The organism is Roseibium sp. SCP15 (assembly GCF_040329435.1).
Classification (GTDB): Bacteria; Pseudomonadota; Alphaproteobacteria; order Rhizobiales; family Stappiaceae; genus Roseibium.
The window spans coordinates 709,688-721,312 of the sequence record NZ_JBDZYI010000001.1 but is presented as its reverse complement, the minus strand read 5'-3'; the positions used below and the strand labels follow the sequence as shown (position 1 = coordinate 721,312).

13 protein-coding genes are annotated in these 11,625 nt (G+C 55.7%); 8 read left to right on the top strand and 5 right to left on the bottom strand.

Going from position 1 to position 11,625, the window contains the following annotated elements; all coding sequences use genetic code 11:
- Positions 1 to 19 precede the first annotated feature (19 nt).
- Entirely contained in the window at positions 20 to 619 is a 600-nt protein-coding gene (locus ABLO27_RS03295) for a TetR/AcrR family transcriptional regulator (RefSeq protein ID WP_353030405.1), read from the bottom strand.
- Positions 620 to 722: 103 nt separating this feature from the next.
- On the bottom strand, positions 723 to 1,910 hold the full coding sequence (locus ABLO27_RS03290) for an ABC transporter substrate-binding protein (protein ID WP_353030404.1): 1,188 nt from the start codon (positions 1,908 to 1,910) through the stop codon (positions 723 to 725).
- Between the two features lie 279 nt (positions 1,911 to 2,189).
- On the opposite strand from ABLO27_RS03290, the gene ABLO27_RS03285 reads away from it, so the two are divergent.
- The 4 genes from ABLO27_RS03285 (at position 2,190) to ABLO27_RS03270 (ending at position 6,122) form a co-directional block, all read left to right on the top strand.
- A complete protein-coding gene (locus ABLO27_RS03285) occupies positions 2,190 to 3,413 on the top strand; it encodes an SH3 domain-containing protein (protein WP_353030403.1) in 1,224 nt (407 codons plus the stop codon).
- A gap of 140 nt (positions 3,414 to 3,553) precedes the next feature.
- Positions 3,554 to 4,048, top strand: coding sequence for a hypothetical protein (locus tag ABLO27_RS03280; RefSeq protein ID WP_353030402.1), 495 nt, complete (start codon positions 3,554 to 3,556; stop codon positions 4,046 to 4,048).
- Positions 4,049 to 4,236: 188 nt separating this feature from the next.
- Positions 4,237 to 5,388: a lytic murein transglycosylase gene (locus ABLO27_RS03275; protein ID WP_417714749.1), complete on the top strand. Its 1,152-nt coding sequence runs from the start codon at positions 4,237 to 4,239 to the stop codon at positions 5,386 to 5,388.
- 26 nt (positions 5,389 to 5,414) lie between these two features.
- Positions 5,415 to 6,122 (top strand): CPBP family intramembrane glutamic endopeptidase, encoded by a 708-nt coding sequence (locus tag ABLO27_RS03270; protein ID WP_353030399.1) that lies wholly within the window; start codon positions 5,415 to 5,417, stop codon positions 6,120 to 6,122.
- A gap of 32 nt (positions 6,123 to 6,154) precedes the next feature.
- Here the strand turns inward: ABLO27_RS03270 and ABLO27_RS03265 are convergent, their stop codons facing one another.
- Positions 6,155 to 7,078, bottom strand: coding sequence for a hypothetical protein (locus tag ABLO27_RS03265; protein ID WP_353030397.1), 924 nt, complete (start codon positions 7,076 to 7,078; stop codon positions 6,155 to 6,157).
- A 212-nt stretch (positions 7,079 to 7,290) separates the two neighbouring features.
- On the opposite strand from ABLO27_RS03265, the gene ABLO27_RS03260 reads away from it, so the two are divergent.
- Positions 7,291 to 7,770, top strand: a complete 480-nt coding sequence (locus tag ABLO27_RS03260; protein ID WP_353030395.1) for a GNAT family N-acetyltransferase — start codon at positions 7,291 to 7,293, stop codon at positions 7,768 to 7,770.
- A gap of 10 nt (positions 7,771 to 7,780) precedes the next feature.
- On the opposite strand, the gene ABLO27_RS03255 is transcribed toward ABLO27_RS03260, so the two are convergent.
- Both ABLO27_RS03255 and ABLO27_RS03250 read right to left on the bottom strand, forming a co-directional pair.
- A complete protein-coding gene (locus ABLO27_RS03255) occupies positions 7,781 to 8,263 on the bottom strand; it encodes a cupin domain-containing protein (RefSeq protein WP_353030394.1) in 483 nt (160 codons plus the stop codon).
- A gap of 120 nt (positions 8,264 to 8,383) precedes the next feature.
- Positions 8,384 to 9,088, bottom strand: coding sequence for a metal-dependent hydrolase (locus ABLO27_RS03250; protein WP_353030393.1), 705 nt, complete (start codon positions 9,086 to 9,088; stop codon positions 8,384 to 8,386).
- A gap of 113 nt (positions 9,089 to 9,201) precedes the next feature.
- Here ABLO27_RS03250 and budA point away from each other — a divergent pair, with 113 nt between their 5' ends.
- The 3 genes from budA (at position 9,202) to ABLO27_RS03235 (ending at position 11,607) form a co-directional block, all read left to right on the top strand.
- Positions 9,202 to 10,050: an acetolactate decarboxylase gene (gene budA / locus ABLO27_RS03245; RefSeq protein WP_353030392.1), complete on the top strand. Its 849-nt coding sequence runs from the start codon at positions 9,202 to 9,204 to the stop codon at positions 10,048 to 10,050.
- 55 nt (positions 10,051 to 10,105) lie between these two features.
- Positions 10,106 to 10,591, top strand: coding sequence for a Holliday junction resolvase RuvX (gene ruvX / locus ABLO27_RS03240; RefSeq protein WP_353030391.1), 486 nt, complete (start codon positions 10,106 to 10,108; stop codon positions 10,589 to 10,591).
- An 89-nt stretch (positions 10,592 to 10,680) separates the two neighbouring features.
- Positions 10,681 to 11,607 (top strand): AEC family transporter, encoded by a 927-nt coding sequence (locus ABLO27_RS03235; protein ID WP_353030390.1) that lies wholly within the window; start codon positions 10,681 to 10,683, stop codon positions 11,605 to 11,607.
- Positions 11,608 to 11,625 lie beyond the last annotated feature (18 nt).

Genomic DNA, 11,625 nt, shown 5'->3' with positions numbered 1-11,625 from the left:
CTTTTCTCGGTGATCTCTCTTAAGACGAGAGGATCGTTTTTGCTTGTTTCAGGGTGTTGGCGATCCGCTCTGCCGGCATTCCGGCCTTACGCAGCGCCAGGGTTCCGATTGCGAGAGAGGAATAGGCGCTTGCCTTGTCTCTCACTGTTTCGGGATGCTCCGGGTCTATGACTTTGGCGAAGGTTTCTTCGATATTCTCCAGGTGACGGCGGCCTATCTCGGCCACCTTTTCGTCATGTGGGGCGAGTTCTGTAATGCAATTGATCAACATGCACCCTTGCGGGCCGCCCTTGGGGTCCGACAGGGCTTGCATCATCGCATCGACAGCGTCGTCCTCAGCCGTGTCCGCAACCTTTCTCAGGTTGCGAATGCCATTTTTCGAATAGTGCTCCAGCGCCTGCAAAAACAGAGACTGTTTGCAACCAAACGCGCTGTAGAAACTTGACCTGCTCAGTCCCATGGCCTTGGTCAGGTCATCCAGCGACGTCGCCTCAAATCCCTTCTGCCAGAACACCTTCATCGCAGCCTCGAGCGCCGCAGCTTCATCAAAGCTGCGCGGCCGCCCTGGTCCGGGTGTCCGTTTGTCCTGTGCAGGAATTTGAGCCTGGGTCTTTGTCATGCCCAATGATATGGACTGGCTGGTCCAGAATACAAGTCCCGGCGGAATTATTTCTGGACCGGACGTTTCAAAATAAAAATCTCAACAGATATATCGTGAGCGATCAGATCCTACACGACCCTGAGAAAGCATCACCAACGTCGTCAAAAACGCGTGCAACGGCTTCCATTTCATAGAGTTTGCTCGTACGCCGGACGCCTTCCACCAGATAGAAATCCTGAATGGGGAACTGATTGGAATTAAAGCGGAAGTCTCCTCGCACACTTTCGAACGGTGCAGCGCTGATGGCGGAAAGCAGAGCTTCCTTTTCCTTTACCCCTCCTGTCAGCTCCAAAGAAAAGTGAATGAGTTTGGCAGCGTCATATCCTTGAGCTGCATAGACGGAAGGTGCGTAGCCGTAGGTTCTACCGAACTCGCGCACAAAGCGCTTGTTTGCGGGATTATCGAGGTTCGGAGCCCAAAGGGTGGCTGAAAACAGACCCTCGGCCATTTCCGACGTATAAGGCAAGGTCACGGCATTTATCGTGCGCGATGACAAGAACGGCACAATGCCCTTCAGTCCTGAAGTGTGGAACTGACTTACAAGCTCAACACCCATTCCTCCGGGCATGTAAGCAAAGATGGCATCAGGTTCGAGCTCAGCGATTTGCTCAAATTCATCAGAAAAGTCCGTGTCACCCAGTTTCGGGAAAATTTCACGGGCGATTTGCCCCTTGAAATGGCGCCGGAACGCGGCAACCGCATCGCGGGCCGCTTCATAGTCCGGCGCGATCGTCACAACCTGCTGATACCCCTTGAGGCTCGCATACCGCCCCATGGTCTCGTGAACCTGATCGTCCTGCGAGGCAGTTGAAAAGAAGTACCGGTTGCAATTGCGCCCGGCGATCGGCGCTGGTCCTGAATGGGTTCCGATGAAGGGTGTTTTGGAGCGAACGACCGGATCATGCACCGCGAGCATCACCCTTGAGAAATTCACGCCGACAAGAACATCGATACCATTTTGCTCAATCAGTTTGGTCGCTTGTTCCACCGCGTAGTCGGGATCGAGCTTGTCGTCCACGACAAGAACGTTTGTCGGCACGCCCCCCAACGCTCCGTTGGACTGGTTTACCGCAAGCATGAAGCCGTCGCGCATGTGTTCGCCGTAAACCGCTGCGGGGCCGGACAGGGTCGCCATGAGGCCGACTTTCAGCTCCTTGGCTTCCTGCGCAATGGTGGCTTGGCAGGCTAGTGCGAGTGCTGCTGTCGTCCCTGCCGCCTTGAGAAGAATGCGTGAGATCCGGTGTCTCATGGTATGTGCCCGCCTGCCTCAATCTGACCACAACAGAAGGTATTCTTCCCTCGTCTGTGATGTCCGTTGGACAGATAATGACAAAGACTGGTTAGGTATTTGCAAACGTCCAACCGGGGATAGGCACGGAAATCACATCCTCGTCATATTTGCCCCCAAATTCCTCAGTGACGCCGCAATCCGGCCCGTCTGCCGACGCATTAACAAAGATTAATGCGCCGGTAACCAAAACTGGCATCCGCTCTGAGCATGCCTAATCCGCAAAACCTGGAGGGCCAAATGTATTCTGTAATCGCGCCAGCCGCCGGTTGCGACAACCAACAAGGCCACAGAACGGACAATGCAAATCAAGAAAACAATAAAAACGAGCTCAAGCTCGTAAGCTCCTTTTCTGCTGAAGCCTCAGACACTCAGGGAGAATTGCAGCCGCTCGATCCCAGCGAGATCGCAGCGAAGATCCTGCAGATGCACGCAACCGCAGATGACGCGAAATCAGCATCGGCCCGCGAACCGAAACTGGTCGATAATCAGGACGAAACGTCGTTCGAAATGCCAGGGGTTCTGCGCCGTCCTCGTGAGACGGATACCTATTCCACTCTCCAGCCCGACGCAGTTCCGGCACCTGAAAACACTTCCAGGCGTCTTGATTTCACGCCAAGCGGTCTGAGCCTCAAGATTGTTGTTTGCAGCGCTCTGCTCATTGCTGCTGCCGGCGGTGCAGGCATTGTCTTTGCAATGCCGAGCCTGTTGTCACAGGAAGAGACTGCCCCGGTCCCGGTAAATACGCAAAGCATCGCAACCGAGCCCACAATTGAAAGCATCATCGCTTCGGAAAACGTTGCCGCCGCCGACAGCACCACTCCTTCTGCTGCTCCAGTGGTTACCGAACAACAAGCAGCAACAGCTGTTGACCCGGCGACCCCACAGCAGATTGCAAACGCCAAGGATCGCATCAGAAATGCATTCGCAGCCGGCAAGGGCAGCAAGTCCGAACAGCCTGTTCTGACGACACAGTCGGTTCAATCGGCTGGTGTCACCGACCAGCCGGTGAATGCACTGGCAAACCAGGCACAAGCCAAACTGGAACGGAACGGAGATCCGGAAATTCCGGCTTCCGTTGACAGCTCAACCGGTCGGCTGCCGGTTTTGGCAAGCACGTCCCGTACTGTGCCGATTCCGCAAAGCCTGATGCCGGCTCCACTCTCCAGCGCCACTGTGCCGCAGACGAGCGAAGACGTTCCGTTGACCCAGGAAACGGCAACGGCACCGCAAGCCCCGGCAGCAGTCGCGTCCGATCCGGCCTATCCGAATGTCGCGACGACATCCGCCTCGGTGAACCTGCGTCAGTCGGACGACAAGAACGCGAAGATCATTGGGGTCATTCCGGAAAGCGCCGAAGTTCAGTTCAGTGAGTGCGGCAAATGGTGGTGTACGGTTTCCTATGACGGCAAGACCGGGTTCGTCGGTCAGAAATATCTGGAGAGGACTGCGCAGTCGGAATGATCTGAGCTTTTACAGTAGTTGCTTGTTAATTCCGGCGATCTACTGTGCTCTGTGAATGTGGCGGTAGAGGTTTGTCTGTTTGCGTACCGGGATCGGATGTTCGCTAACGCAAACCTGCCGCCACCAGCAGGAGGCTGATCATGAAACACCGGAAAACTGGCGGTCTGGCATCAATCCTGATTGTTATGTCCTGTACCACTTTCTCGCATGCTCAGTCCCAGGGAACGAACTGCGTAGTCTATGCAACAGACTATGCAAATGCTCGTATGGGCAGTGGTGACGTTGTTGGAGATGCGGTCTCCGGCGGCATGGCGGGAGCCGTTGTCGGCGGCGAATGGAAAGGTCCGGTCGGAGCCTACCGGGGAGCGCGCGCGGGAGGCGCGCTGGGTGTGCTCGACAACATGGGGTCCCTTCCCGGCGGCTGGCAGGCACTCTACGACACGGCTTACCAGATGTGTCAGCAACAGACCTCCGGTGTAAACGCTGCTCCGCACTATGGCACGCCCTATTATCCCTCCGGCAACCTGCAGGCGCCATCGGGTGATTGCCGCTCGCGGGCAACAGTCAATGCGCCGCTCAAACGCGGATCCGACGGCAGCATCATTGCCGGTTCAAGTTTCGGAAATTGTCCCTGACAAGATGTATCGGCTTTTGTCTGAAAGAAGTGGACTTCGAACTCATGCAGGCTGTTGACCTATCGGGCGAAGCACAGTCAACTATGCCCGATTTCTTCCGGGGTTTCCCCGCGCGTTCGCCAAGATAAATGACAGGACTTTTCATGACCCGCCGTGCGCTCCTAGTTCCCAAACTCGCTGCCACCTTCATGGCCGGATTTTTCGTTTTTTCCTCTTCAGCCTTTGCGCAGCAATGCGGGGGTGACTTCCGTCAGTTTCTGGCAGGTGTGAAAGAAGAAGCCGTTGCCAAAGGCCTTTCAGCCCGTGCGGCGGACCGGACGCTGGCAGGAGCGCAGATCGATCGCAAGGTTCTGTCGCGCGATCGAGCCCAAGGCGTTTTCAAGATGACTTTCCTGGACTTTTCCCAGCGGGTCATTTCCAGCTACCGAATGAAAAACGGCGCGGCAAACATGAAGAAATATGCCGGCATTTTTCAACGGACCGAACAGGAATACGGTGTTCCCGCACCCGTAATTACCGCTTTCTGGGCGCTCGAGACCGACTACGGCGCCGTTCAGGGTGATTTTAATACGGTCAATGCTTTGGCGACACTTTCCCATGATTGCCGCCGCCCCGAACTTTTCCGCCCGGAGCTGATCGCCGCCATCGAAATGGTGCAGAACGGCGACCTTGATCCACAGCGCACCACGGGTGCCTGGGCCGGGGAAATCGGCATGGTGCAGATGCTGCCAAAGGATATTATCGAGTTTGGCCGCGACGGTGACGGCGATGAACATGTCAAACTGAAACAGTCCGCGCCGGATGCAATTCTGACTGCAGGCGCATTCATCGAGCATCTCGGCTGGCAACGCGGTCAACCCTGGCTGCAGGAAGTAAACGTGCCGCAAAATCTCAATTGGGCTGAAACAGGTCTCGGAAAAACCAAGACCGGCGCTCAATGGGCAGCTCTCGGCGTTCAACCTCGTTGGGGCGAAATACCTTCGAACCTCCCTGCATCCCTGATCCTCCCGCAGGGTCGCAAGGGCCCGGCCTTTCTTGCCTACCCGAACTTCAACATCTACCTGGAATGGAACAAATCCTTCATCTACACCACATCGGCGGCCTATTTCGCCACCCGCCTGGCTGGGGCTCCGCGCTACAATGCCGGCAATCCCGACCAAGGCCTGAACGATGCCCAGATGAAGCAGCTCCAGACCAAGCTCAGAAGCATGGGATATGACGTCGGCAAGATCGACGGCATCCTGGGATCAGGCACGCGCGCTGCAGTGCAGGACGTTCAACAGAAGCTTGGCATGCCAGCCGATGCCTGGCCGACTCCTCAACTGCTGAACCGCCTCTAATCAACAAGTTGCTCCGGTAAACGGAAATGCGACGGCAGCAGAAGCAGAATGGTTTCCTCGCAAAGAGCCATCTGCTTCTGGTGGCAGAACTTGCAATTCTTGTCGCGGGACCGGTCCTGCTGATGGGACTTCCGGTTCAACTTCTGAGATTCTCGGCAGTGTTTCTGCTGGCCGGATACTGTTTCTGGCGCCTGAAGACCAACAATGTGGCGCGAACCTACCTGCGTTTCAACTGGTCGGGCTGCCGAGCCGCAATTTCCGGCATCCTATTGCGTTGTTTTGTCGGGTCGCTCGCTATCGCCGCAATCGTGCTTGCCATCAGCCCGGAACGCCTGTTTTGCATTCCGCGCGCCGACCCGGTGCTCATGGTTCTGATTGTCGCCTTTTATGGACTGGTTTCCGTGTTGCCGCAGGAAATCGCCTTCCGCGGATATGCGGCCTGGCGACTTGATGCTCACAACGTTCCATTTCCAGCCGCAGTCATTCTGTCGTCAGTACTTTTTGGCTGGGTGCACATCCTTTTCGGGTCCTGGCTCTCAGTCGGCCTGAGCTTTGTCGCGGGGCTCTCGTTTTATCGAACCTATCGCAAATATGACTCGTTAGCGGCCGCCTGGCTGGAACACAGCCTAATCGGCATTGCCATATTTGCCATCGGATTGGACAATCTCTTCTATCTGGGCCCAACACCCGAGGCTTTCGCCTCGGTGTGTTCAGGCTCCATGCCTGGAGAGTGATCGGGATCGATCGTCACGGATATGCCGTTCGCTCAATAAAGTCCGCGAAACGGATCCCGAGTGAGAGCATAGGCCGGTTTGTGCAGAGTGACGTAGTCCTGCGTCTGGATCAGCGGACGTCCCGGGCGCCAATAATGCTCGATCACGAATTCGGTGATCTCGATGCGCTGTTCCAGCGAATAGTCGTGTCCGTGCGGATAAAGCAGGATCATCCAGACGACCGACATGAACGCTTCAAAATCGTCCACCCAGAATTCGACTTCCCTTGTTTCCGCGTCGATCCTGCATCCCCTCATTCCGGGATCCTCGGAGAAGGTCTGGCGAAGTTGCAGCAAGTCTTGCTCCGTTGAGGAGCCAAAGAACTTCCCTGCGAAGTGATTATAGAGCCAGGTTGTCGTTCCCGGACGCTGCTCTCGTGCGGACATCATGACCATGTGCATGGCTCCTTGTGGAGCAAGCACGCTGTCGTAAATCGCCTTGATGATACCCGGCCACTCAGATGCACAGCAGTAGTAAAGGCAGTGATGCAGGGTCACGAGGTCGAGCTTACGCCCGCCCAGAATGGATTCCAGTGTTTGAGCAGCAACCAGTTCGTTCTCGAAATCCCGGCTGTAGTCTCCTTGCAGCAGGTAAACTTTGTCGATCGATTGCCGGTCCAGCCGTTCCTTGATCTTGGCCAGGGCGGCACCGTCGATGTCATACAGCCAGAGCCCGCGTTCAAAGGCTGCCTGCAATATACGGAACTGGGGCTCGTCCCCCGCCCCGATCGCAAGCGCCGACAATTTGCGGTCACATGGTGTTCTTGAATGCAATTGCCGGATCGCCCGCATCAGACTGATTGCAACATCCGGCTTCTCACTCGCAAAGCGTGCCCAGATCTTGTTTTGCTCGAAAATCCTGCATTCGGCAGCTTTGATACCACGCTCAACCAGACTGTTTTTCGTTGCGACCAGCATTTCATTCCTCCAATTGGGACATAATGCGCCTCAAGCGGAGAAACTCCTCCTCCTCTCTGCGCCCATACCGGAATAAATACTCGAAAAACGCTACGTCATGTGTGAAATCTTGTTCATGTTTCAAACAACAAGACTAGATTATTCCAACCATTTGATGGAACGTCACTCTCCCATCCCACGAACGGGCAACTTCAAGGTGAAGAGAGGCGGCGATGACACTGACTGTTCGAAGAGCTCAGGAAAAAGATATGGGCTCCATGGCCGATATCCTCAATGAAATCATCGAAATTGGCGGAACGACTGCCTACCGCGACAAGTTCGATCGTCAGCGCGTTGAGAAAGAATTCATGCCTGCCAGACTGGGCATCAGCTGTTTCGTTGCGCTGAACGGAACGAAAGTATTGGGATTTCAAGCTCTTCTTTGGAGCGACCCAGACTGGCCGGGAGATGACCGTTTACCGGAAGATTGGGCGGTGATTGCCACATACGTTGATCCAACCACACAGAAAGGCGGGATCGGACGGGCCCTGTTTGCAGAAACTTCGCAGGCAGCAAAGGAGGCCGGCGTTCGCTTTATCGACGCAACCATCCGTAAAGAGAACACGGGTGGGCAAAGATATTACCAGGGGCTCGGATTTTCTGACTACCGCTCCGGCGCGAATTCCGTTTCAAAGAAATTCGCACCAGCTTAAGAGATCCCGACTACTGGACCTTCGGTTGGGCTGCCCCGGGAGCGTCTTCGGCGACGACCGGTTGTGCATCATCTCCCAGCAGGAACACCGCGAGTATTTTCAACGGACCTTCGCCGGTGTTTTCCCCGCGATGAGTGACGTGCATCGCCTCGAGCAGGCCATCACCCTGCCGAAACAGTTTCTTGCCAATCCCGTCATAAGTGACGGTGATCTCTCCTTCAAGGATGTAGGCAAAGAGAGGCGCGTTGTGCTTGTGCCACCCGGTCACCTCTCCTGGGTCCATGGTCACGACAATCGCCTTCACTGAGGGATTGTCCTGCGGAAACTTCAGCGCTTCACCGGCTACAGTGGTGTTCCCTGAATAGACTTCCCTGACTTTGTCATAAGACCCTTGAGAGACATCTTCTTCGAGCGCCGCCTTGGACCCGGGTTTCGCGTGTGGTTGCGAGGGAGCCGGCTTGCCGTCCGGAGTGATGGACTTGTCCGCGGCCACTCCCTGCCCCATCGCCAACATCACAAACAGACAAGCTAAAACAGATACTTTCCTGAACACGTTTGTCACCACTTGATATGCCTATTCTCCGGCCGGGCAAACGTGCCCTGGCTGAAAACCTCAAAGTTCAACACTGACCCCAGGTGTCATCGGGCTTACACGATGACCATTGCTGCCCATTGCACCGATGAAAGTGTCTGCGTTCTCATCAACGATCGGAAACGATTGGAAGTGGCATGGAACAATGGTGTCAAAGTCAAAGAACCGGTTGCATGCCAGGGCCGCGACCTTGCCGCCCATGGTGAACCGGTCGCCTATCGGCACGAGACCGATCTTCGGACGGTAGATTTCATTGATCAGCGCCATGTCGGAAAAAATGTCGGTGTCCCCCATGTGATAAAGCACCTTCTGACCCGGCACTTCGATGATCACGCCGTGAGGATTGCCAAGATAAATCGCCTCTCCCTCGCCCTGTTTCGAAGACGAATGTTCAGCTTTGGTCAGAGCAACCTTGAAAGGACCGACATTCACCATGCCGCCCGTGTTCATCGGGTTGAAATTCTCGATCCCCTGACGGTTTGCCCACATGCAGATCTCAAAATTGGATGTCAGCTGGGCGCCGGTTTTCTTCAGGATATCAATTGAATCGCCAATATGGTCATCATGGCCATGGGTCAGGATGAGATGGGTAACTCCTTCGGCCACCTGATCGACACTGAGGTCCTGAGGAAACGAGGGATTTCCCGTCAGGAACGGATCCACGAGGATCGCTGCATCGTCTGTTTCGATCTTAAAGGCCGAGTGACCATACCAGGTGAGTTTCACGAAACTATCCTCCCAATTCCAGACGGCTCCCTGATCCCGGAACCTTGCAAAGCCACACTACAGTGTCACACTCGACGCCCACAACCTCACTAGACCGATTGCGGGAAAAACGCATGTCTCGACGTCTCCATTGCCGGATTTCCCACAGCTTGTGGCAGGAACTGCAGGCCGAAGCTTCGCGCACCGGCCACAGCCTTTCCCATATTGTTCAGGAAAAACTGTCAGCTGCCTATGACCTTGATCATCATACGATTTTTCAGGTGTCGACAAGTACGGCTGTGACCAAGGGACTGTTCAAGGGCTGCACTCGTGTGGCGGACCTTAAGGCCCACGGCGACTTCGGCCTTGGAACGTTCGAGGACCTCGACGGTGAAATGATCCTGTTTGAAGGGCATGCCTATCAGGCGCGCGCCGATGGTGTGATCAACGAAGCACCGGATGAGGCTCTTACGCCGTTTGCCACGGTGACGCGGTTCGCGCCGGAAAGGCAGGTAATTCTTCCGGAAATCGAGAACCAGACACAACTCGAGGCTCTTCTCGATACGTACCGTCCTTCAGAAAACACCTTCATCGGCATTCGCATCGACGGGATCTTCCGGCGGATCGAACTGCGGGCAGCCTGCAAGGCGGCGCCGGGCGAAGACCTCGTCTCGGCAACCAGTCATCAAAGCGAATTTTCCTTCGAAGAGATTGAAGGCACTCTTGTCGGCTTCTGGGCCCCCGCCTATGCCAGATCCCTGACGGTTTCCGGATATCACCTCCATTTCATTTCCAAAGACCGATCAAAAGGTGGCCACCTGATCGGTATTCAGGCAACCGGCCTGAAGGCCCAGTTGCATCTGGAAACGGACTTTCACCTTGCCGTCCCCGAGACAGAACAGTTTCTGGAAGCAGACCTGAGGGACGACCCATCGGCGGCCCTGGCCATCGCCGAGCATGGCCATGCCGGTGAACGCAGCTGAACGACCCATGATTGTTTTTCTGGCCTCACTTCAAAACCCCTGCTAAAGCGCATCCATGGCAAATGACCCAGCACTCAGTCTCGAAGACTTTCTAGAAGCCCTGCCGGCAAACAGCCGCCTGATCGGCCTGGACCTTGGAACCAAAACAATCGGACTTGCCCTGTCTGACCTTGGACGCGGCATTGCATCGCCGATGGAAACCATCCGGCGCAAAAAATTCACGATCGACGCGGAAAAGCTTCTCGACATCTGTGCGCAGCAGGAAGTCGGCGGAATCGTTCTCGGCCTGCCGCTCAACATGGATGGCAGCGAAGGCCCCCGGGCACAAGCCACTCGCGCATTTGCGCGCAATCTTTCCCAGAAGACCGATCTTCCCATCACCTACTGGGACGAACGCCTTTCCACAGCCGCCGTCACGCGGACACTTCTGGAGGCCGATTCCAGCCGCGCAAAACGCGCCGACGTCGTCGACAAGATGGCTGCTGCCTACATTTTGCAAGGCTTTCTGGACCGGCTTGGCTTTATGGGGTTAGAACGCTAATCCACACCCGCTCTTCCCAATCAACCAGCTGAGTTGCATCCCGCCCAGGCTGGAAACGTTTGGTTCCCCAAAACGCCCCAGGCCCTTTCATGCTGACAACGCTTGCCGCTCTGACCCCGGTCATTCTTGTTATTGCTTCCGGTTACCTGATTGCCCGCACGGGGCTGATCACGGGTCAACAATGGCATGGCGTGGAAAAGCTGGCCTTTTTCATACTGTTTCCGGCCGTTTTGTTCCGCACGATTTTCCAGGCGGACTTTGAGAGCTTTCCGACTTTTGACATGGGCGCAGCGCTGCTGCTGACAATATTTGTCACGGCAGGCCTCCTTCTGGCAGCACGCGCCGCGATTGAGCGTATCTGGGGAATCCCAGCGGTTCGATTCACCTCGATATTTCAGGGCACCATGCGATGGAACGCAATGATTGCCCTGGCGATTGCCGACAATGTTGCAGGCGACACGGGTCTTGCGATGCTGGCCGTGGCAATGGTGTTCATGATCCCGGTTCTCAATGTCATGAGCATTCTGGTCCTGTCCCGGTACGCCAGTGGAACAGCTCCAAGCGGCTCCAAGATCCTGAAGGATCTTTTTACCAACCCCTTCATTCTGTCGATTGTTGCCGGCGTTCTTTTGAACCTGAGTGGCCTCAGCTTGCCCTTCGTCATTGAAGACACCGTTGAGATTTTTGCTCGTGCCGCCCTACCGATCGGGATCATCTGTGTGGGAGCGGGACTCGATCTCAGCTCTTTGCGCCGCCCGGGCCCTGCCCTCACGATGGGCACCTTTCTGAGACCTGTCTTCATGCCGTTGATCGCTTTCGTGATAGCAACTCTCTTTGGTCTCCAAGGGCCGGCAATGGCGGTCGTCATCATTGCCTGCGCGGTTCCCTGTGCCAGTAATTCCTATCTTCTGGCCCGCCAGATGGGGGGCGATGCCAAGCTGATGGCCGAAATCATCACACTGCAAACTCTGGCTGCGACTGTAACAATTCCGCTGGCGATGCTTCTCTTCACATAGGCCCAGAACAGGCATCGA